Origin of the sequence: Marinococcus luteus (assembly GCF_900106595.1) — a bacterium.
Taxonomy (GTDB): Bacteria; Bacillota; Bacilli; order Bacillales; family Marinococcaceae; genus Marinococcus; species Marinococcus luteus.
Genome location: NZ_FNNC01000001.1, coordinates 68,876 through 89,357, shown reverse-complemented (window position 1 = coordinate 89,357; position 20,482 = coordinate 68,876). Strand labels below are relative to the sequence as shown.

21 protein-coding genes are annotated in these 20,482 nt (G+C 45.4%); 9 read left to right on the top strand and 12 right to left on the bottom strand.

Annotation, left to right across the window (positions count from 1 at the left end; genetic code table 11):
* Positions 1-258: 258 nt before the first annotated feature.
* Positions 259-432 carry a DUF5325 family protein gene (locus tag BLV22_RS14870; protein ID WP_176967577.1) on the top strand — a complete coding sequence of 58 codons (174 nt, stop codon included), beginning with the start codon at positions 259-261 and terminating at the stop codon, positions 430-432.
* Positions 433-452: 20 nt separating this feature from the next.
* Here the strand turns inward: BLV22_RS14870 and BLV22_RS00470 are convergent, their stop codons facing one another.
* Both BLV22_RS00470 and BLV22_RS00465 read right to left on the bottom strand, forming a co-directional pair.
* Positions 453-1,244: an inositol monophosphatase family protein gene (locus BLV22_RS00470; RefSeq protein WP_091610145.1), complete on the bottom strand. Its 792-nt coding sequence runs from the start codon at positions 1,242-1,244 to the stop codon at positions 453-455.
* Positions 1,245-1,372: 128 nt separating this feature from the next.
* Positions 1,373-1,561 carry a hypothetical protein gene (locus tag BLV22_RS00465; RefSeq protein ID WP_022792649.1) on the bottom strand — a complete coding sequence of 63 codons (189 nt, stop codon included), beginning with the start codon at positions 1,559-1,561 and terminating at the stop codon, positions 1,373-1,375.
* A gap of 363 nt (positions 1,562-1,924) precedes the next feature.
* Between BLV22_RS00465 and BLV22_RS00460 the strand changes: the two genes are divergently transcribed.
* Positions 1,925-2,551, top strand: coding sequence for a YktB family protein (locus BLV22_RS00460; protein WP_091610143.1), 627 nt, complete (start codon positions 1,925-1,927; stop codon positions 2,549-2,551).
* A 14-nt stretch (positions 2,552-2,565) separates the two neighbouring features.
* Here BLV22_RS00460 and BLV22_RS00455 read toward each other — a convergent pair whose 3' ends face one another.
* Complete coding sequence (locus BLV22_RS00455; RefSeq protein WP_091610142.1) at positions 2,566-2,856, bottom strand: UPF0223 family protein; 291 nt, start codon at positions 2,854-2,856, stop codon at positions 2,566-2,568.
* Positions 2,857-2,978: 122 nt separating this feature from the next.
* Here BLV22_RS00455 and BLV22_RS00450 point away from each other — a divergent pair, with 122 nt between their 5' ends.
* Complete coding sequence (locus BLV22_RS00450; protein WP_091610140.1) at positions 2,979-4,454, top strand: aminotransferase class I/II-fold pyridoxal phosphate-dependent enzyme; 1,476 nt, start codon at positions 2,979-2,981, stop codon at positions 4,452-4,454.
* A 34-nt stretch (positions 4,455-4,488) separates the two neighbouring features.
* Here the strand turns inward: BLV22_RS00450 and BLV22_RS00445 are convergent, their stop codons facing one another.
* Both BLV22_RS00445 and BLV22_RS00440 read right to left on the bottom strand, forming a co-directional pair.
* Positions 4,489-4,926 carry a hypothetical protein gene (locus tag BLV22_RS00445; protein ID WP_091610138.1) on the bottom strand — a complete coding sequence of 146 codons (438 nt, stop codon included), beginning with the start codon at positions 4,924-4,926 and terminating at the stop codon, positions 4,489-4,491.
* Positions 4,927-5,043: 117 nt separating this feature from the next.
* Positions 5,044-5,853: a polysaccharide deacetylase family protein gene (locus BLV22_RS00440; RefSeq protein WP_091612195.1), complete on the bottom strand. Its 810-nt coding sequence runs from the start codon at positions 5,851-5,853 to the stop codon at positions 5,044-5,046.
* A gap of 386 nt (positions 5,854-6,239) precedes the next feature.
* Here BLV22_RS00440 and BLV22_RS00435 point away from each other — a divergent pair, with 386 nt between their 5' ends.
* Positions 6,240-7,841 carry a BCCT family transporter gene (locus tag BLV22_RS00435; RefSeq protein WP_091610136.1) on the top strand — a complete coding sequence of 534 codons (1,602 nt, stop codon included), beginning with the start codon at positions 6,240-6,242 and terminating at the stop codon, positions 7,839-7,841.
* A gap of 151 nt (positions 7,842-7,992) precedes the next feature.
* Here BLV22_RS00435 and lpdA read toward each other — a convergent pair whose 3' ends face one another.
* The 5 genes from lpdA to BLV22_RS00410 all read right to left on the bottom strand — a co-directional run bounded on the left by lpdA (position 7,993) and on the right by BLV22_RS00410 (position 14,012).
* Positions 7,993-9,408: a dihydrolipoyl dehydrogenase gene (gene lpdA / locus BLV22_RS00430; protein ID WP_091610134.1), complete on the bottom strand. Its 1,416-nt coding sequence runs from the start codon at positions 9,406-9,408 to the stop codon at positions 7,993-7,995.
* Between the two features lie 3 nt (positions 9,409-9,411).
* Positions 9,412-10,770 (bottom strand): dihydrolipoamide acetyltransferase family protein, encoded by a 1,359-nt coding sequence (locus BLV22_RS00425; RefSeq protein WP_091610133.1) that lies wholly within the window; start codon positions 10,768-10,770, stop codon positions 9,412-9,414.
* An 89-nt stretch (positions 10,771-10,859) separates the two neighbouring features.
* A complete protein-coding gene (locus tag BLV22_RS00420; RefSeq protein ID WP_091610131.1) occupies positions 10,860-11,837 on the bottom strand; it encodes an alpha-ketoacid dehydrogenase subunit beta in 978 nt (325 codons plus the stop codon).
* 3 nt (positions 11,838-11,840) lie between these two features.
* Entirely contained in the window at positions 11,841-12,881 is a 1,041-nt protein-coding gene (gene pdhA, locus BLV22_RS00415) for a pyruvate dehydrogenase (acetyl-transferring) E1 component subunit alpha (RefSeq protein ID WP_091612192.1), read from the bottom strand.
* A 480-nt stretch (positions 12,882-13,361) separates the two neighbouring features.
* Positions 13,362-14,012, bottom strand: coding sequence for a YkyA family protein (locus BLV22_RS00410; protein ID WP_091610130.1), 651 nt, complete (start codon positions 14,010-14,012; stop codon positions 13,362-13,364).
* Between the two features lie 136 nt (positions 14,013-14,148).
* Between BLV22_RS00410 and def the strand changes: the two genes are divergently transcribed.
* The 4 genes from def to BLV22_RS00390 all read left to right on the top strand — a co-directional run bounded on the left by def (position 14,149) and on the right by BLV22_RS00390 (position 18,161).
* Complete coding sequence (gene def, locus BLV22_RS00405; RefSeq protein ID WP_091610128.1) at positions 14,149-14,694, top strand: peptide deformylase; 546 nt, start codon at positions 14,149-14,151, stop codon at positions 14,692-14,694.
* A gap of 524 nt (positions 14,695-15,218) precedes the next feature.
* A complete protein-coding gene (locus BLV22_RS14865) occupies positions 15,219-15,428 on the top strand; it encodes a DNA-dependent RNA polymerase subunit epsilon (protein WP_091610126.1) in 210 nt (69 codons plus the stop codon).
* Between the two features lie 3 nt (positions 15,429-15,431).
* The gene (gene rnjA / locus BLV22_RS00395) at positions 15,432-17,099 is read left to right on the top strand and encodes a ribonuclease J1 (protein ID WP_091610124.1); all 1,668 of its coding nucleotides are present in this window, start codon (positions 15,432-15,434) and stop codon (positions 17,097-17,099) included.
* 117 nt (positions 17,100-17,216) lie between these two features.
* A complete protein-coding gene (locus BLV22_RS00390) occupies positions 17,217-18,161 on the top strand; it encodes an ABC transporter substrate-binding protein (RefSeq protein ID WP_091610122.1) in 945 nt (314 codons plus the stop codon).
* Positions 18,162-18,221: 60 nt separating this feature from the next.
* Here BLV22_RS00390 and BLV22_RS00385 read toward each other — a convergent pair whose 3' ends face one another.
* Complete coding sequence (locus BLV22_RS00385) at positions 18,222-19,286, bottom strand: undecaprenyldiphospho-muramoylpentapeptide beta-N-acetylglucosaminyltransferase (RefSeq protein ID WP_091610120.1); 1,065 nt, start codon at positions 19,284-19,286, stop codon at positions 18,222-18,224.
* 71 nt (positions 19,287-19,357) lie between these two features.
* Positions 19,358-19,843: an SRPBCC family protein gene (locus BLV22_RS00380; RefSeq protein ID WP_091610118.1), complete on the bottom strand. Its 486-nt coding sequence runs from the start codon at positions 19,841-19,843 to the stop codon at positions 19,358-19,360.
* 148 nt (positions 19,844-19,991) lie between these two features.
* Between BLV22_RS00380 and BLV22_RS00375 the strand changes: the two genes are divergently transcribed.
* A complete protein-coding gene (locus BLV22_RS00375; protein WP_091610116.1) occupies positions 19,992-20,429 on the top strand; it encodes an OsmC family protein in 438 nt (145 codons plus the stop codon).
* Positions 20,430-20,482 lie beyond the last annotated feature (53 nt).

Genomic DNA, 20,482 nt, shown 5'->3' with positions numbered 1-20,482 from the left:
ACGACATCGTCTTCCATAAAGCCAGGGTTCTCATTGCCATTTTCATCTGAGTTCCTACCATTTACATTTTACATTGTCAGTATAACATATGCCGGGTTCCACTAAAGGAAGACCGACTGGCAAGTCACTATTACAGACACTACTTTTCTCAATATAACATAAACCATCACTGAATCATAGCCGGCTGTACTTATTTGAGTTTTCCTGCCAAAGCCGATAAAATAGTGTCAGCATTATTTTAAAGGAAGAAGGGACTCTATGACAAAAATACAGTGGTTATACCTGCTGCTTGCAGCTTTAGCTATTTTCGGCATCGCCTCTATCGGGATTGCTATAGCCGAAGCTTCCATTATTATCGCCGTTATATCGATCGCTGTAACGTGCTCAGCCTTTTATTTTGCCAGAAAGGTGAAAGCAAATTCTGCAGCGTAGCCAAAAATCAGTACGGGGGATCAGCTGTTCAGCATCCCCCGTACTTTTTCCTGCAGGCCCGGGCGCCCCGCCAGGTACGGCCCTTTTTCAAGCATCGACGGCCGCTGGTTATCGATCGTCGAAATATCCGCCCCGACTTCCCGTAACAACACTTCCGCTCCGGCAAAATCCCACGGTGCCAGCCACAGGTTCACATAAGAATCAAGCCGGCCGCATGCTACATAGCAAAGTTCGATTGCAGCCGAACCATAGGCCCTGGTACTTCTTGATTCATCCACAATATTACGCATCTGCCTGGCATAAGGAATTTTTTCGTTTTTAATCCATCTGGCGTTAATACCTACAATTGCTTCCTTTAATTCTGCCGGCTTCAGCTTCGGAAGCCTGACGCCGTTGCGGTATGCTCCTCTGCCTTCCAGTGCGGTAAACCATTCGTCTGCCATAACGTCATAGACAATGCCCACCTTGCCAATGCCATTTTCAAACACTGCCAGAGATACAGCAAAATTAAACTGCTGATGAACAAAATTCGTTGTTCCGTCTATAGGGTCTATAATCCAAATAATGTCGTCGGTGTCCATAATGTCCGCTCCGGCTTCTTCTTCTCCTAAAATGCGGTGACCGGGGTAATCTTCACTGATCTTTTTCGTTAACAGCCGCTCAATTTTGAAATCCATTTCTGTTACTAAATCATTTGGATTTGATTTTGTTTCTATAATTAAGCTTTCCTCCAGGGAAGCGCGAAGCAGCTCCCCGGCTTCCTGTATCCATTGTACAGCTTTCTGCTGCATTGCTGACCAATTCTCTTCCATTATAATCCTCTCCGCTTCTTCCTTATGTATATGAGTTCTTGTTCCCTCAATACGGCAAAATTATGCACCGATTTCTGCATAAAAAAGCCCGGACTGCTGTAAAGCAGCCCGGACCTTCTTACTTTATATTACACTTCCAGCCGAATCCACTCCTGGCGTAACTGCTCTAAGCGGTATTTGCTGGCATGAATGGAAGTTAAATCCTCTTCTGCCATGGCGTCATGAAGGGTTACCAGTTCATAATCAATTTCTAAGCGCAGTACCGGGATTCGTTCTTCTGCATCTCTACGTTTAAACGCCTGAATTACTTGTTCCAAGTTTCCCACACCCCTTAAATGGAATAATAATGTCTCGAGCTGAAAGTTAACTGACACTGGCAATTCTTCTCAGAATGTTCAGAAAATATAAGATGCAGAACTTTCTCTATTGTTCTGAAATTATATTTTACTACGGCCTCTCCCTACTGTCTTTCTTGTGTATCTAACGGTATTTTGAGTACTCGTTATTCTATAAGGATTATTGGAATTATAAAACCTTTTTACCGGAAACGCAAGAAAAACAAACGAAAATTTTCAGTATTTTTAAATAATTGCGATTTTCACTGGAGTTGATTGGTTGCCGGAGGTCCAGATTTTCAGTATGCTTGGTGATAGACCAATTGAAAAAGGAGCAGTCATTACATGAGCAGACAGCATTTCACCAAAAATGATTTTTCTATTATGCAGGCAGAAGGTCTTGAAAACCGCATGACTCAAATCCGGGATGACATTCAACCAGTTTTTTCCAAACTGGCTGAACCTCTGGCTGAAGATCTGGCAGCTGATACGGGCGAAGAATTGTTTGTTCATATTGCAAAACATGCCAGACGGTCTGTGCATCCTCCGGAAAGCACCTGGTTCGGTATCGCGCCGGATAAAAGAGGCTACAAAAAACATCCTCATTTCCAGGTCGGACTTTTTGATGACCATTTATTCGTCTGGTTGACCCACATGTACGAAGTACCGGATAAAGCGGATATCGGAAAAATGTATCTGGACCGCCTATCTCAGCTTACTTCCCTGCCGGACGACTATAAAATTTCCCCGGATCATACGAAGCCGGACGCATTTTTCATTCATGAAAACAAGGATAAGGTCATTCACACCCTTGAGCGTGTAAGAGATATCAAAAAAGCAGAGCTTCTGATCGGCCGTCAGTTTGACGCAGAAACGGCTGCTTCCTGGAACGATGACGAAACGTACGATTATATTTATAGTACATTCAAAGAACTTCTTCCTCTGTATCAGCTGTCCTTGCAGACGGTATAAAAATGCCGGACGCTCTATCCTGAGCGTCCGGTCATATTAATTTTTTCCCCTGCTTCTGCTTTTCTAGCTGCCTGCACAGTCTTCCAGCAGTTCACTTCAGCATCCTCATCAAACTGACGGAACATCTGTTTTTCCTCGCTTTTACCCGGCACAATTTCTTTAAATTTCCCATACAGGCCTAAAATATCCTCCCGGGGCACCGCCTTACCGTGTGCTGTTTCAACCACTTGAAAAAAAGTGGTCACATCGATAATTTCCTGTGTAGTCCAGTCCATGGAGATAGGTATATTAACATTTTCTTTCATCACTGCTTCCCCCTTCGCTAATATTCTAGCAAATCCCGGCCGGCACGTCTCACAAAGTTATTTAATGACGGCATGAATTCTGCTATAATTTGAATGTTTTTGAACGCATTGGAGGGACACATATGAACAGACAACAGCTTACTCCGATATTCACTAAATTAAAAGAGCATATAAAGACGCAGCCTGTGCCTTTCCACATTCCGGGGCATAAAAACGGAACCGGGATGGATGAGGAGTTTCGTGAATTTATCGGCAGTAATATATTAAATATGGACTTGATTAATATCGAACCCCTTGACGACCTGCACCACCCTTCCGGCGTTATTGATGACGCACAGAAGCTTGCCGCAGAAGCCTTTGGGGCCGACTATACGTTCTTTTCGGTCCAGGGAACAAGCGGTGCCATTATGACGATGATCTTATCTGTCTGTGCTCCGGGAGACAAAATTCTCGTTCCGAGAAATGTGCACAAATCGATTATGAATGCGATTATCTTTTCAGGAGCCGTTCCGATATTTATGTATCCGGCACTCGATGAAGAGTTCGGCATTTCGCACGGGATTACACCTTTAACAGCACAGCATGCTCTCGACAGGCATCCTGATGCAAAGGCGCTGCTCGTTATTAACCCGACCTACTTCGGTTTTTCCTCCGATCTGGGTGCTATTGTAGAAACCGCTCACCAGTACGATGTCCCAGTGCTCGTCGATGAAGCTCACGGGGTGCATATTCATTTTCACGAAAACCTGCCACCTTCAGCTATGGAGGCGGGCGCTGACATGGCTGCTACAAGCGTGCATAAACTCGGAGGCTCCATGACCCAGAGTTCCGTATTAAACGTCCAGGGCGCCCGGACCTCCATTGCTCACGTCCAGGCGGTCTTCAGCATGCTGACAACAACATCCACATCGTACCCGCTTCTGGCCTCGCTCGATACCGCACGCAGGCAGCTTGCATTAAAAGGGCACGTACTGATAGAAAACACGCTTGAACTCGCTGAACAAACAAGGGCCTCTATTAATTCCATTAAGGGTCTCTACTGCGCCGGCGCTGAAATGCTTGAACAGAACACCGTCACCGCCATGGACCCTACAAAGCTGTTAATTTCTGTTCAACAGCTTGGCATCAATGGCTACGAAGCTGAAAAATGGCTGCGAAAGCATTATCACATTGAAGTAGAGCTGTCCGATTTGTATAACATCCTCTGCATCATCAGCTTCGGTGATACGGAAAAAGAAACATCGCTTCTTGTGGAGGCAATGAAGGATCTCGCCCGGCAGCATTATACTCCTGAGGCCTACACGGCTCCCGCAGTATTAAAGCTACCGTCTATCCCGACTCTATCCATTGCTCCCCGTGACGCATTTTATGCCGGAAAAGAAACCATCGCTCTTTCAGAAAGTGCCGGCCGGATTATCGCAGAATTCATTATGATTTATCCGCCAGGCATACCAGTACTCCTTCCAGGTGAAATCATTACCGAAGAAAATTTAACGTACATTCAAGCCAACGCAGCAGCCGGCCTCCCCGTCCAGGGCCCCGAAGACCCTTCCCTTCAAACTATACGGGTGATCCAGGAGCAAAAGCCAATTCAATAAAACAAAAAAGCAGCCGCGGCTGCTTTTTTTACTTTTACATATAATTGGGCAGTTTGGCATTAATGAAAGACATAATTTCTTCGAGAAGCCATACTTCTTCTTTTTCCAGCTCTTTCATATCTGCCTCTCTTGAAACAATAATCCCTCCGGCAAATATTTCATTATCATAAAACGGAAGCATCCAGTGATACATCCCTTCTTCACTGCAGCAAAAAACTGTTCTTTCTATATCTGCCAAAAGCAAAAGACCGTTTTGAATATCCATTTCTTTCGTAAATACCGGATGCACGTCCCCGTCCTGCCATTCGAAATGCGTCCATTTATTAACATACAACGAAATCAAATCTTTATGCGGCCAGTATTTTTGAAATGCATTCATGACATAGTGCAGGAAGCCTTCAGGCGTTATGGAATAATCATGGGCAAGGCCTACGTGCAATCTTATTTCATCATACAGTGCAGAGTTATCCATTGATGTTCCCCCTTCGTGTGAATCCTATTCATTTTTAATCAATATAGCATTAATGCAGCGTCCAATAAAAATTTTCAACAAAATTCGACATAAAAAGCTTCTGTATCACGCATTTTTCTACTCTTTTTCTATATATTGGGGGTCGATAAAGGAATAGCCTTTCTCATTAAATCCTTCAATAATTGGGCCAAGCGCTTCTCTAGTCCATTCCCGGTCGTGCATAAGAATATTTGCGCCATCCGTTAACAATTCAGTGTTCAGCGTAATATCTGTGAGCGCTTCTGCTTCCTGGTATTCACCTTCAAAATCATACCCATACGTCCAATTCATTTTTATCATGCCGTTTTTTTTAACATATTCATCACTAAACGAAGTGTTCTGTCCAAACGGAGCACGGAAAAATGCCGGCGTTTCCCCAGTTATTTCTTTTACCAGTTCATCGGTTTCTTTTAATTCTTCAAGCTGTTCCTCTTCTGATAAATCTGGAAGCGAGGCGTGGGTAGTCGTATGATTACCTATCGCAAACCCCATGTCTTTTATTTTTTTCAGGGCATTTCTGCCTTCTTCATCTTTTAGAAACATGCCATTCACAAAAAAGATGGCCGGTACTTCGTTTTCTGCTAAAATTTCCGCGATATTTACAGCATTGCCGTCCGGAGCGTCATCAAATGTGAGAAGAACTTCCTCGCCTTCGCTTTCCTCTGCCTGAACCGTCCAGTTTGCTTCGTTAACTTTATAAATCAGTTCTTCCTCCTTTGAGACAGCTGCTTTTTGCTGTTTCTGCTCCTCTTTTTTCTCATCATGCTGCTCCTGGGCTTCTTCTTGGGCAGCGGTCTCTGTTTTTTCCTTTTGTTCTGCATCTGCATTGTCTTCTCCTGCATTCGAACAGCCTGCAAGAAGCATTGCCAGCGATGATAATATCAACATTTTCTTCAACCCGGACTCCCCCTGTTTAATTATTCCCTTTTATATTTTAGCAAAATTTCTGCAAAGTCAGGGCTAAAAGTCTAAAAAATTTCTATAAAATGTTAATAATTACGTTTGTATGGAAATATTAACGCTGCTTATTGCCTGTAGGTATTTTTTAACGTTTATATATGAAGGCTTCTGGGTTTGGGGGCCTAGGTTTAGGGTATAGATTATTCATACGTTCTGGTTGCGTATGAAGTTATGAGTGTTATAATAATCATCGTTGTCATTTATTAAATAGGTATGTACCTGCTTACTGAAATTGCCACTATCCCCTCTTTTGCTGAGTACCGCTGCCTAAAAATCGAATACCCCGCTAAAAGAAAGGTGGAATGTAAAAAGTCATGAGAAAATTAACAACCGTCTTTTTTGTGACCCTGATAGCGGCGCTTGCGGTAATCATCTGGGGTGTTGTCACGCCAGGAAATTTAAATACAGTGACCGGTGAGATCCAGGGATGGATTGTTACTAACCTCGGATGGTTTTATCTAATATCCGCAACGTTTTTCGTTATCTTTTGTATTTACTTAGTGTTCAGTCCGTATGGAAAAATCCGTTTAGGAAAGCCGGACGAACGACCGGAGTACAGTTACTTAACATGGTTTGCGTTTCTATTTACAGCCGGTATGGGGATCGGCCTTGTATATTGGGGCGTTGCTGAGCCGCTTTATCACTATTACGGCGGGCCTGAAGCAGAGGCTCAAAGCCAGGCAGCGGCAGCAGATGCTATTCGTCTCTCGTTTTTCCACTGGGGACTTCACCCGTGGGCCGTTTATTCAGTTGTAGCGCTCGCACTTGCTTATTTCCAGTTCCGCCATAACGCGCCTGGTATTATCAGTTCAGCGTTCCGGCCGCTTGTCGGTGACCGGGTGGATGGCTGGTTAGGTACTTTAATCAACTTTATCGCTGTGTTCGCTACTATATTTGGTGTTTCCCAGTCTCTTGGGTACGGCGCCACTCAGGTAAACGGCGGCCTGAGTTATATATTTGAAGGGATCAATCTCGATTTAACTACACAGCTGATTATTATTCTCGTCTTTACTATCATTTATCTTGCATCGGCTACTACCGGCTTAAACAGAGGTATCCGCTATTTAAGCTGGGCAAACATTGCGCTGGCGGGGCTGATCATGCTTTTTGTTCTTTTCGCCGGTCCGACGACAAGTATTTTAAACTCTTTCACAAATGGCATTGGATCCTACATGGAAAACCTGCCAGCCCAAAGTTTCACGACGTATGAATATACCGGAGACCGGGCATGGCTTGACTCCTGGACGGTATTCTACTGGGCCTGGTGGATTGCATGGGCACCATTTGTTGGTACCTTTATTGCCCGCGTATCCCGCGGACGGACGATCCGTGAATTTATCACCGGCGTCCTGCTCGTACCATCCATCTTTTCGTTTCTATGGTTTGCCGTTTTTGCAACAACCGGTATTGCTGAAGACAATGCCCAGAACGGCGGTCTGTACGAATTAATGACGAGCCAGAGTGATGAAATTGCTCTGTTCGGCCTGCTTGACACTCTCCCTCTCGGAGCGGTAACAGGCTTTGTAGCACTGCTTTTGATTATGAGCTTTTTCATTACTTCTGCAGACTCGGCAACTTTTGTTCTGGGGATGCAGACGACAAACGGAAGCTTGAATCCACCGGTATCCATTAAATTCATCTGGGGACTTGTTATTTCCGGTTCAGCGGCAATGCTGCTCGCATCCGGAGGTATTGAGGGCATTCAGATTGTCATGACCATCGCGGCCTTGCCGTTTACAATCATTATGGTCTTAATGTGTGTATCGCTGTTAAAAGCTCTTAAGACCGACCGTACCATTCTTAATAAAGAACGCAAGCTTCGCCAGGATGATGAAACAGGACTTTCCCGTCGCGAACGCGAACAGCTTCGCAAAGAACAGGAAGAACTTCAAAAAGACCTGACTGGCAAAGAGTAGCTTCCAAACGAAATAAGAAATCCCCGGCCTCAGCGCCGGGGATTTTATTATGCTGAAGAAGGCACGAAAAATTCTGCTTCCACGAGCAGCTGCCTTTCTTCTTTACACAAGAAGGCCACGGCTGTGATAAGCCGTGGCCTTCTTATTTTTATTACGTGATGTGAATTGGCATTCCGAGTGCTGCTTCTGCCGTTTCCATCGTGATCTCACCTAACGTTGGGTGAGCATGAACTGTCATCGCTACATCTTCTGCTGTCATTCCTGCTTCAATTGCCAGACCTGCTTCTGCAATCATGTCAGAAGCGTTAGGGCCAACAATTTGTGCCCCGATAACTAATCCATCATCTTTGCGGGTAATGAGCTTCATGAAGCCTTCAGAAACGTCCAGAGACAACGCCCGTCCGTTTGCCTGGAACGGAAACTTCGCGGATTTTACATCGAAGCCTGCTTCTTTCGCATCTTCTTCTGTATATCCAACGCTTGCAAGTTCCGGATCCGAGAAAACAACCATCGGCATACCGAGATAATCAACTGCTGCTGCTTCCCCTGCGATAGCTTCTGCAGCTACTTTCGCTTCGTAGGAAGCTTTATGAGCAAGCGGCAGGCCGGGTACGATATCACCGATTGCGTAGATGTTATCTACACTTGTGCGGGACTGTTCGTCCACCTGGATCAGACCGCGTTCGCCGAACTCTACGCCAATCTGCTCAAGTCCCAGTTCTTCTGTATTTGGACGGCGCCCTACAGCAACCAGTACATATTCTGCTTCAAACGTTTTTTCTTCACCTTTTACTTCAGCTGTAAGGGTTACACTGTCCTCTGATTCCTCAACGCCCTGCGCAAATGCTTCTGTCTGAATATCAACGCCCTGTGCTTTTAATTTTTTCTGCACCGGCTGAGTCATTTGCTTTTCAAAGCCCTGGGAAAGAATACGGTTTTCGCCTTCAAGCACTGTAACCTCTGTACCTAGGTTTGCATACGCTCCAGCCATCTCGATACCAATATAGCCGCCGCCGACAACAATCATGCTCTTTGGAATTTCTTCGAGATTTAATCCGCCAGTAGAATCAAGTACACGTTTTCCGAAAGGAAGCGGCTTGAGTTCTACCGGACGGGAGCCTGTAGCAATGATGCAGTTGTTAAATTTATACGTCTGGGAACTGTATTCATCCGTAGAAACTTTTACCTGATCTTTATCGGAGAAATAAGCTTCCCCTTTTACAATGTTCACCTTGTTTGCTTTCAGAAGGGATTCAACACCGCCAGTAAGCTTTTCAACAACGCTGCCTTTCCACTCCTGTACCTTTGTGAAATCCACGTCGGCGCCTTTAGAGGTGATACCCATGTTTTCCGCACCTTCATTGGCTTCGTGAAAACGGTGCCCCGCCTGGATTAATGCTTTGGACGGTACGCAGCCTACGTTTAAGCAGACTCCGCCCAGATTTCCTTTTTCTACGATAGTTACCTTTTGTCCAAGCTGGGCCGCACGGATGGCTGCGACATAGCCACCCGGACCGGCACCTACAACTAGCGTGTCAATTTCTTCTGCAAAATCTCCTACTACCATGAATTATCCCTCCATTGAGATTAGTTCTGGTTCATTTAACAAGCGTTTGATGTGATTCAATGCGTGCTGTGCTGTCATACCATCGATCAGACGGTGGTCATAGCTTAATGAAAGAGCAAGCATTGGCGCAGCAACAATTTCGCCGTCGCGCACTACCGCTTTTTCTTCAATACGGCCAATACCAAGAATGGCTACTTCCGGATGGTTAATAACCGGAGTAAAGAAAGCACCTTTCGCAGATCCCAGGTTCGAAATCGTAGCAGAACCTCCACTCATTTCAGCTGAGGAAAGCTTTCCATCTCTTGCTTTTGTAGCAAGTTCGTTGATTTCGTCGGCCAGGGTAAAGATAGGCTTGCGATCCGTGTCTTTAACAACCGGTACGACGAGTCCCTGCTCTGTATCAGCTGCAATGCCGATATTGAAGTAATGCTTATAAACGATTTCAGAAGCTTCATCATCGATAGAAGCATTCAGTACAGGGAACTTCCGGATTGCGGAAGTCAGAGCCTTTACTACGTAAGGCAGGTACGTAAGCTTGATATCCTGCTCTGCAGCCATAGGCTTGAATTTTTTACGGTGGTCAACCAGCGCACTGACGTCCACTTCGTCCATATGAGTAACGTGTGGAGCCGTCTGTTTTGATTGTACCATTTTTTGAGCGATAGCTTTACGGATACCTTTAAGCGGTACGCGTTCTTCCATAGCGCCCTGGTCCTTCGAAGGTGCTGCTGCGCTCGCTGCTGTTTTGGTTTCTTCAGCGCCGGAAGCAGCTTCTGTTGTTTCTTCTCCCGCTGACTGATCACCGCTCAGGAATGCATCGATGTCTTCACGAAGAATACGGCCGTTTTTGCCCGAACCTTTGACTTTTTGAATCGTTACCTCATTTTCACGAGCGTATTTGCGTACAGATGGCATAGCGATAACGCGTGCGTTTTCATCTACATCTGCTTCTCCAGAAGTACTTGCGCTTTCGCCGCCTGCTGGTTCCGGGCTTCCTTTTTCTGCTTCTGTGGAAGCCGGCTGAGCATCATTTTGCTCCTGCTCGTCTCTTTCTGATTTACCTTCAGAGCTTTCATCCCCGGAAGCATCTTCCGCTGAATCGTCTGAAGAGACTTCCTCTCCGCTGCCATCATCGATAGTAAGAATCACTTCACCGACGGTAGTTGTTGTACCTTCATCCACTTTAAGCTCTAAAACTTTTCCGTCTACAGGAGAGGGAATTTCTACAACTGCTTTATCGTTTTGCACTTCGCAGAGTACGTCGTCTTCTTTGATTTCATCGCCGGGCTTAACCTGCCATGAAACGATCTCGCCTTCGTGAATTCCCTCACCAATATCGGGAAGTTTAAATTCATAAGCCAAAACAAATGCCTCCTTTTAGTTTACATTCGATATTACGCGTAGCAAACAGGTTGATTTCATCCATCAACCTGTTGCAGTCATTTACAATTTTAGAAGTTGAGTACAGCTTTCGCTTTTTCGACAACGTCATTTTCATTTGGCAGCCATACGTCTTCAGCTGCTGCAAATGGGAAAACAGTGTCAGGAGCTGCTACACGAAGAACCGGCGCTTCCAGGTGCAGAATGGCACGCTCACTGAGATCGGCCATAACGTTGGAGCCGACACCCGCCTGTCTTTGTGCTTCCTGCACCATGACAGCGCGGTTGGTCTTTTTCACGGATTCAACAATAGTGTCCATGTCAATCGGGCTTACAGTACGGAGGTCGATCACTTCTGCTTCGTACCCTTCCTCTGCAAGCTGATCAGCTGCTTTCAGGCATGTGTGGACCATAGCACCGTAAGCAATCAAGGTGACGTCTTTTCCTTCACGCTTCACGTCCGCTTTGCCGATTTCCACTGTATACTCTTCTTCCGGTACTTCTTCCCGGAAAGAACGGTACAGCTTCATGTGCTCGAGGTAAAAGACCGGGTCATTGCTGCGGATAGCAGAAATAAGCAAGCCTTTTGCATCGTAAGGAGTCGACGGAATAACGACTGAGATGCCCGGGGATTGTGCAATCAGACCTTCCAGGCTGTCTGCGTGGAGCTCTGGAGTTTTCACTCCGCCGCCGTAAGGTGTACGGATAGTTACCGGTGCACCGTATTTGCCGCCTGTGCGGTAGCGCAGACGGGCAATCTGGCCGACAACTTCGTCCATTGTTTCAAATACGAAGCCGAAAAACTGGATTTCCATTACCGGACGGAAGCCAGTAACAGCCAAACCAAGCGTTAAGCCCCCGATACCAGATTCTGCGAGCGGCGTATCAAATACACGCTCTTCACCAAATTCGTCCTGCAGTCCTTCCGTAGCACGGAAGACACCGCCGTTCTGGCCTACGTCTTCACCATAGACGAGGACGTTCTCGTCATTTTTCAGTTCCGTACGCATTGCATCTGTAATTGCTTGAATCATCGTCATTTGCGCCATGGCTTACTTCGACTCCTTCTCTCTGTATTCTTCGAGCTGTTCCTGCAGGTTTTGCGGAAGCTTTTCATACATAATTTCGATTAAATCGGAGGCTTTCTGTTTCGGTGTATCATCCGCCTGTTTAATCGCTGCTTTTATATCGGCTTTCGCCTGATCTACTACTTCGTTTTCTTTATCTTCATTCCAAAGGTCTTTATCCTCAAGAAACTTCCGGAAACGAATAAGCGGATCTTTCTTTTCCCATTCGTTATCGAGTTCTTCTGTACGGTAACGGGTCGGATCGTCACCAGCCATTGTGTGCGGACCGTAACGGTAACAAACGGACTCAATCAAAGTAGGTTCTCCGTTTAAAGCATTTTTACGGGCTGTTTCCGTAACAGAGTACATGGCAAGAATATCCATGCCGTCAACCTGCACGCCGTGAATACCAGCAGCTACTGCTTTTTGGGCAATCGTTTTAGCTGCGGACTGTTCTTCTACCGGCACGCTGATGGCAAACTGGTTGTTCTGCACAACAAAGATAGCCGGAGCCTCATAGGCGCCTGCGAAGTTCATGCCTTCGTAGAAGTCCCCCTGGGAAGCACCGCCGTCTCCGGTATAAGTAATAGCGACATTATCCTTATGACGACGCTTCAGACCAAGCGCGACGCCTGCTGCCTGTACAATCTGCGCCCCGATAATAATTTGAGGCGGAAGAATGTTTACGCCTTCCGGAATCTGGCCGCCGTGGAAATGACCGCGGGAATAAAGGAACGCCTGATACAACGGAAGGCCGTGCCATACTACCTGTGGTACATCGCGGTAGCCCGGAAGAATCCAGTCTTCTTTTTCCAGTGCATAGTGGGAGCCGATCATGGAAGCTTCCTGCCCTGCTACTGGAGCATAGAAGCCAAGCCGTCCCTGACGGTTCAGGGAAATTGCGCGTTGGTCCCAGATGCGCGTATACACCATGCGGTGCATAATTTCCTGAAGCTGCTCATCGGAAAGGTCAGGCATTGCGTCCTTGTTCACTACCTCTCCGTTTTCATTTAAAATTTGAAACATTTCAAAGTGACTTTCGACTTGTTCAATCGTTTTTGTCGCCACAAATGTTCACCTCTTCCTCTCTTCTTAAAATACACCGGCTGTATCCAGTAGTTGTGTTTTATCTGTTCTTTAATTATCGCCTGAATTTCACACTCTGCTGCTAAAGTATTTTCCACATGCGGATTTATGACCACATCATCTTTTAATACCCTTCATGCGCGTAATATAATCAAGGATAATTTTAACAAAGAACAAATAAGTAACTGTTTCAGTTTAGTATATCATTTCAATGAAACAATACTTTTCAATAGTTAGAATATACCAAACGAAAAAGATACGTCAATCCTTTTTGTTCAAAGGATTATCCTGCCATTTGGCATCTTCTATTTTTTGTAAATAAGCGAATCTGTTATATATCATTGGTCCATGCGTATATAAACAGTTCAGCCGTTTTTATCCATCCGCCGCCTAGTCCCGCCGGCTTGTTATAAAACTGAGTTAACCCTCTTCTTCCGTCATTTCCCCGAACGCGTTTTTAGCTTCATTGAATGCTTTCGTTTCTGTATTGAATGTTTCCCTGTAACTCTCCACCTCTTCATAGGAGCTGTTAATAGTATCAAGTTGTTCCTCAATTGCTTCAAGTTCTAAGTCTTCATCATTAAACGATTCGTACATATCAATTTCTTTGTCCGCTGCTTCCATGTATGCTTCGTGGACGCCGTTAAATGCTTCGTTTCTCTTTTCCATTGCCTGTTGGGCCTGCTTTGCTTTTTCGGTCATTTTTTCATTTTCCAAATTTTCAATAGGCTCATCTGCTTCCATTGCTTCTCCGTAAGCCTGATTAATCTCTTCCCGTTCTTTTTCCATTAATTCTTTACGCTCATTCACAGAGCTTACAGCTTCCTCCACAGAGGACTCAATTTTTTTCTGTTCATCGTTTTCATAGGAAGTTAAATTTTCAAATACATTTTGTTCTTCCTGGGCCAGTTCGGTCAATTCTTCATCCATTTCGGGAAAATCCTCTTCGGCCCCTGCTGCTTCACTCCAATGGTCCTGAATGCTTCCCTGCGGGGACCCGCATGCCGATAATACTAAAGCCGATAATGTAACGACTGCCGCTCCTGTCACCTTTTTGTTCATTTTGTACATATGTATTCCTCCTGTATATTTATATTTTTACGGTCATTTCACACTTTAAAGCTGTTTTAGCTGAATTTTTTTTGCTATACTAATACACTGTTATTAACGATTATCATATGTAAGCTTGATTGGAGGCAGTTGATTCATGTTAACAATGAACGATATTAAGCGTGAGGGAAGCCCTGCGCTCCGCAAAGTATCTGAAGAAGTCCCGGTTCCTCCGCCTGCTGAAGATCTGCATACCCTGCAGGAAATGCTGGATTTCTTAAAAAACAGCCAGGACGAGGAAATCGCTGAAAAATATGAGCTCCGCTCCGGCGTCGGTGTAGCAGCACCCCAGCTCGGCATTAATAAAAGGATGTTTGCCATGCATGTGACCGACGACAAAGATGAGCTGTACAGCTATGGGTTCATTAACCCAAAAATTCTCAGCCATTCTGTAGAAACAACTCATCTAGAGGGCGGTGAAGGCTGCCTTTCGGTTGACCGGGAAGTACCTGGAAACGTTCCAAGATATTCACGTATCACATTAAAAGCACGGACACTTGAAAACGAAGAGGTAAAGCTGCGCCTCCGGGGGCTTCCGGCTATTGTTGCCCAGCACGAAATTGACCACCTGAACGGCGTTATGTTTTACGACCGCATCGAAGATTACGAGGACGAGTACAAACGGGAACTGCCAAAGCTATAGCCTGCAAAAAGAGCGTTTTCCTTCGGGAAGATGCTTTTTTCATCTCAAGAGTTTTTTTAAAAAATTTTCTCTGTCCGCCATTTATTTAGTAATAATTTCTATAAAAGAAATTTTATACATTTGAAGAAAATTTATTCCTTTTCTATATTATCATGGTTCTTTAGTACCCGTATAGTTACTTTCTTTTGTCTTTTTCTTACCCTGCAGCGGGATGATTTTTGGACAGAAGTGATTAAAAGGATGAAAAAAACAGTTTCATGCTTTATAATATGAATTATTAATGGTTGGTACGTACACTGTGGTGCTGTTCAGCTTGAGTTCTTTGGCCGGAAGCTGAGTAGAACCGCTCTGGATATGAAGTCATTTTTGATTAAACAGCCAGGCTGTTGCAACGATTACTTCCTGTCCTTCCTGCATTATTTTGCTTTTTCCTATTTACAGTACTAGTTTATGCCAAAAAACCATTTTTTTCTAAAGCAGCTATAAACGCCGCATTTACATTTCAAGAAGGAGAGATATTTACGATGATTTACAAAGTTTTTTACCAGAATAATTTCACAGAAGCTCCTGTACGGGAGAACACCCATTCACTATACGTAGAAGCAGAATCTGAGCGCGAAGTCCGCCACAAACTCGCCGATAAACAATTTAACATTGAATTCGTTCAGGGGCTTACTGACAAGCAGCTTGAATTCGAAAAAAGATCTGAAGACTTCCAAGTGGAGAATTTATAACGTATGAAACAAATAAAACAAAATCAAGTTGCTGTTTTTGCCCTGGGCGGGTTAGGCGAAATCGGCAAAAACACGTACGTGGTTCAATACCAGGATGAAATTATCGTCATCGATGCAGGAATCATGTTCCCTGAAGACGACCTGCTCGGAATTGACTACGTCATTCCCGACTACACATACCTGGTGCGGAACAAAGAAAAAATTAAAGGGGTCTTTATCACCCACGGGCATGAAGACCATATCGGCGGCGTGCCATTTCTGCTAAAAGAATTAAACGTTCCTATTTACGGCGGTCCATTGGCTATTGGTCTGTTAAAAGGAAAGCTCGAAGAACGCGGGCTTTTACGCAAAGCAAAATTAAATACTGTCCAGGAAGACCAGCCTGTTGCTTTCAACCATTTAAAAGTGGATTTTTTCCGGACCACTCACAGCATTCCTGATTCTCTCGGTATCAACGTCCACACCCCTGAAGGGAATGTCGTCCATACCGGAGACTTTAAATTTGACTTTACCCCTGTAGGGGAGCCGGCCAATTTAGCCAAAATGGCGGACATCGGCGAAAAAGGTGTTCTCTGCCTGCTCTCGGACAGCACGAATGCAGAAGTTCCCGGATTCACTGTATCCGAACGAAAAGTCGGGGACAATATCCGTTCCATCTTCCGCCAGGCCAAAGGAAGAATCATCTTTGCTACATTTGCTTCTAATATATACCGTCTTCAGAAGGCCGTTGATGCAGCTGTAAAAGACGGGCGTAAAATTGCTGTATTCGGCCGCAGTATGGAATCCTCCATCACAATAGGCCAGGAGCTCGGATATATTAATGCACCAAAAGGAACATTTGTGGAGCCTTCCCAGCTAAATAAACTGCCGGACGATCAGGCAGCCATTTTATGTACCGGAAGCCAGGGCGAGCCAATGGCAGCCCTCTCCCGCGTAGCTCACGGCACCCACCGCCAGATTCAGATTATCCCCGGAGACACTGTCGTATTCTCGAGTTCTCCTATTCCCGGAAATACGACTTCCGTGCACAAAATTATTAACCAGCTGTACCGGGCCGGCGCCCGTGTCATCCACGGATCGCTGAACAATATTCATACTTCCGGACACGGCAGCCAGCAGGAACAGATGCTTATGCTGCGCTTAATGCGCCCGAAATATTTCATGCCGATTCACGGTGAATACCGGATGCTGAAAATGCACTCGAGACTTGCCCGGGACTGCGGCGTACCGCTCGAAAATTCCTTTATTATGGAAAACGGCGAAGTACTCGCACTGACCAGGGACAGTGCTTCTGTCGTAGGCAAAGTACCTTCTGGTGCTGTCTATGTCGATGGTCACGGTATCGGTGACATTGGCAACATTGTCCTCCGCGACCGCCGTATTTTATCCGAAGAAGGGCTCGTCGTGGTCGTCGTAAGTATAGATATGAAAAACTTTAAGGTATCAGCAGGCCCGGACTTAATTTCACGCGGCTTCGTTTATATGCGTGAATCCGGAGACTTGATTAACGATGCCCAGAAAACATTAAGCAGGCATCTCGATGAAGTAATGAAACGAAAAACAAGTCAGTGGTCTGAAATTAAATCAGAAATTATAGACAGCCTGGCACCTTATTTATATGAGCGCACGAAACGGCGCCCAATGATTCTCCCTATTATTATGGAAGTGTAAACCACTTCGCTCCTGCCTCCGCAATTTATGCGGAGGCTTTTTTTGTAGATTTTTCTTTTTCCTTCCGTTACAATAGTGATATTGAAAATCATTATCATTTATACAGAGGGGGATTTGATGTATTTACATACGATAATTGGACGCTTTGCTGTTTTTACAGCAGGAATCGCCCTGCTAGCTTCCTGCAGCACCGGTGAAGACAGTTCTTCCGCAGATAATTCAGACAGCGAAGGGGAAACCAGAACATATGAAACAGAAAAAGGAGAGGTCTCTATCCCCACGGACCCTGAAACGATCGTGACTGATTATTATGCCGGGGAGCTGCTCGCGGTTGATGCAGATGTGTCCGGGTCTGGACCGGATGCATTTTCCAATCCTTTTCTTGAAGAGCAGCTGAGCGGCGCAGAAGATATCGGCGCTCCCCTCGACCCCGAACAAGTACTCGGGCTTGATCCCGATTTAATTATTGTCATGTACGATGACAATTACGAGCAGCTTTCGCAGATTGCACCTACAGTCCATATTCCATACAATCCCGATACAAATGTCCAGGAAACGCTTGATACCTTCGGAGAACTGACAAATAATCAGGCAGAGGCTGAAGAATTCAAAGAAACCATTGAGACGACCGCGGCGGAGGCCAAACAGCGGCTTAAGAGCACAATAGAACAGAACGATACTTTCGGGTTATATGAATTGACCCATAATAATGACCTTTATGTTTTCGGTGCAAATGGCGGACGAGGCGGACAGGCTATCTATAATGCCCTTGATTTGAACCCTCCCGAAAAAATTCAGGAGGAAGTCATGGGGGAAAACGCACAGGAAATTTCAATGGAGGTGCTTGAGGAGTACTCGGCCGATCATATGTTTATGACTACGTATGACCCGGAGGAAACTGGTGAAAGCAAGGAAAACATTCAGGAATCCGATGTCTGGGCGAACCTGGATGCTGTGCAGAACGACCAGTTTTATTTTCTTGATTTTGATACGTATTATCCCTACGACCCTATTTCCATTAACGAGCAGATTGATTTAATTGCCGAGACACTTGCTGAGTAATGCGGTTTCCTTTTAGCATGCAAAAATCTCCCCGGCCACAGGTGCCGGGGAGATTTTTGATTAGTGATAGGCATACAGCTCTTTGATAATCAGATCCAAAGGATTTTCCGCCATGTATGTTTTCATCTGGGCGATCGTATCGTTTCGATTGTCTTCAATGTTCTTCAGGGCTTCACGCAGCGTCTCTTCAGTCAGCTCTTCTTCTTCCAGAACAGATGCATATCCTTTTTCCTGAAATGACTCAGCGTTCAGGATCTGGTCCCCTCTGCTTTGAGCGCGTGTTAATGGCACAATCAGCATTGGCAGGTGCAGCGTCAGAAATTCAAAAATAGAATTGGACCCGCCCCGGGTAATGATTGTATTTGTGGCAGCAAGCACATCCGGCAGTTCTTCGTTGACGTATTCGAACTGGCGGTAGTTCGGCTGATCTTCGAGACTTTCGTCTGTATGGCCTTTACCGCAAAGGTGCACCACCTGATATTTCTCCGTGAGCCACGGAAGCGCAGCCCGCACCGTTTCATTAATTTTTTTTGCGCCGAGGCTTCCTCCCATAATCGTCAGTACCGGCTGGGATCCCCCGAACTGAAGAAACTCGAGTCCTTTTCTTTTATCTCCGCGCGTAATTTCTTTTCGCACTGGAGAGCCGAGGGCTTTTGCTTTTCCGGAAGGAAAATGGGCTGTCGCTTCGTCAAACGAGGTGAATATTTTTGTCGCAAACCGCTGGGCGATTCTATTGGCAAGTCCCGGCGTAATGTCACTTTCATGGATAATAACGGGGATGTTCAATGTTTTGGCCGCGATGATCACCGGGACAGTGACAAATCCGCCCTTGGAAAATACTACATTCGGTTTAACCTTTTTTAAATACTTACGGGCTTCGAGGCAGCCTTTCACCACACGGAAAATATCAGTAATGTTCTGCCAGTCTATGTAACGGCGCAGTTTACCTGAGCTGATAGAATGGTACCGTATGCCTCTGCGCTCAATCAGCTCTTTTTCAATACCCTCTTTTGAGCCCACATAGTAAATATCCCAATCACTTTGGTCGAGCTCATTAATCACAGCAATATTCGGCGTAACGTGACCGGCGGAGCCGCCGCCGGTAAATACGATCTTTTTCTGCATTTTCCTCATCATCCTATACGTCGTTAAGTCTGCAGGAGAAATATTCTCCCGCCCTTTATAATATCATACGCTTACGAAGGTGTAAGTTGTTTCGATAATAAGGAAAACATTTCATGCCAATATTTTTCCGTCCGGAGCCTTTCTTCTCTTAAATGCTCTTCCACTACTTTTTCCGCCAGCTGTTCATGATGAAGAAAAACTACGTCCTGGGTTACAATCAGCTGGCTTCCGTTTAAAATAGAGTTAATTTCCACAGTGATTTTTTCGTCCTGTCCGCCTGTCTCTTTACGGACGAGCGTTTTTTTGATTCGTTCCGGCGGATTTATTTCCAGATATTTTCCGTAAGCCCGGTACGCTTCGTCCTCGCTTTCGTTCACTATACTCCATGCACCGCCTTCTGATACGTCGGCCTCCGCATCTGCTTCTTTTTCTCCACCTGACGGAAACATCCATGTTTTCATCAGCTCAGGATTGGTCCAGGCTTCATATACCTGTGCGGGCTCTGCATGATGAATGTGGCACCCTGCCTGGGCGATAATTCTACTGTACTTTGCCATAATTGATTTCTCCTTTACAATTTGCTTTGTATCCCATTCCCTAAACAAAAGCTGAAAAAACGCAACTTAAGGATCGATTGCCCTTCTTGTTTATCTAAATAGGGGCGCGGGTATAGCAAGGTAGTTCTAACCAAAGGAGTGAATGAATATGGCAAATATGGAATTTAACGTAGAAGGAAACGCACAAAACTTTCAGACCGACCTTTCTGCAGGCACTCATGAAATTACGATCGATGAGCCGGAAAATCTTGGCGGAAACAATCAGGGCATGGACCCTTTATCCGCTCTTCTCTCTTCCCTTGCAGGCTGCGAAAACGCTGTAGCCAATTTCGTTGCTAAAGAAATGGATTTTGATCTGCAGGGTATTTCGTTTCAGGTAAATGGCAATATTGATTCAGAGGGCATGATGGGCAACCCTGATGTACGCCCATATTTTCAGACCGTTTCGGTAAAAGCGAAAGTCCGGACATCTGAAAGCGATGAACGTGTTCAGGAACTTCAGGAGAAGGTTGATGCCCGCTGCCCGGTGTTTACTACTCTCCACGCAGCCGGCGTGGAAATGAATGCTGACTGGAGTAAAGCTTAATCGGAAACCACAAAACACGCCCGGTGTATTCATCCGGACGTGTTTTTTCTTAT

Bases quoted from the DNA above. Each gene is read 5' to 3' on its own strand.
- BLV22_RS00435 (WP_091610136.1), top strand. From the start codon at position 6,240: ATGAGAAAATTAACAACCGTCTTTTTTGTGACCCTGATAGCGGCGCTT.
- def (WP_091610128.1), top strand. From the start codon at position 14,149: ATGTTAACAATGAACGATATTAAGCGTGAGGGAAGCCCTGCGCTCCGC.
- lpdA (WP_091610134.1), bottom strand. From the start codon at position 9,408: ATGGTAGTAGGAGATTTTGCAGAAGAAATTGACACGCTAGTTGTAGGT.
- BLV22_RS00470 (WP_091610145.1), bottom strand. From the start codon at position 1,244: ATGGAAGAGAATTGGTCAGCAATGCAGCAGAAAGCTGTACAATGGATA.
- BLV22_RS00380 (WP_091610118.1), bottom strand. From the start codon at position 19,843: ATGGCAAAGTACAGTAGAATTATCGCCCAGGCAGGGTGCCACATTCAT.
- BLV22_RS00375 (WP_091610116.1), top strand. From the start codon at position 19,992: ATGGCAAATATGGAATTTAACGTAGAAGGAAACGCACAAAACTTTCAG.
- BLV22_RS00390 (WP_091610122.1), top strand. From the start codon at position 17,217: ATGTATTTACATACGATAATTGGACGCTTTGCTGTTTTTACAGCAGGA.
- BLV22_RS00450 (WP_091610140.1), top strand. From the start codon at position 2,979: ATGAACAGACAACAGCTTACTCCGATATTCACTAAATTAAAAGAGCAT.
- BLV22_RS00385 (WP_091610120.1), bottom strand. From the start codon at position 19,286: ATGCAGAAAAAGATCGTATTTACCGGCGGCGGCTCCGCCGGTCACGTT.
- BLV22_RS00440 (WP_091612195.1), bottom strand. From the start codon at position 5,853: ATGTTGATATTATCATCGCTGGCAATGCTTCTTGCAGGCTGTTCGAAT.
- BLV22_RS00455 (WP_091610142.1), bottom strand. From the start codon at position 2,856: ATGAAAGAAAATGTTAATATACCTATCTCCATGGACTGGACTACACAG.
- BLV22_RS00460 (WP_091610143.1), top strand. From the start codon at position 1,925: ATGAGCAGACAGCATTTCACCAAAAATGATTTTTCTATTATGCAGGCA.
- rnjA (WP_091610124.1), top strand. From the start codon at position 15,432: ATGAAACAAATAAAACAAAATCAAGTTGCTGTTTTTGCCCTGGGCGGG.
- BLV22_RS14865 (WP_091610126.1), top strand. From the start codon at position 15,219: ATGATTTACAAAGTTTTTTACCAGAATAATTTCACAGAAGCTCCTGTA.
- BLV22_RS00445 (WP_091610138.1), bottom strand. From the start codon at position 4,926: ATGGATAACTCTGCACTGTATGATGAAATAAGATTGCACGTAGGCCTT.
- BLV22_RS00410 (WP_091610130.1), bottom strand. From the start codon at position 14,012: ATGTACAAAATGAACAAAAAGGTGACAGGAGCGGCAGTCGTTACATTA.
- BLV22_RS00420 (WP_091610131.1), bottom strand. From the start codon at position 11,837: ATGGCGCAAATGACGATGATTCAAGCAATTACAGATGCAATGCGTACG.
- pdhA (WP_091612192.1), bottom strand. From the start codon at position 12,881: ATGTTTCAAATTTTAAATGAAAACGGAGAGGTAGTGAACAAGGACGCA.
- BLV22_RS14870 (WP_176967577.1), top strand. From the start codon at position 259: ATGACAAAAATACAGTGGTTATACCTGCTGCTTGCAGCTTTAGCTATT.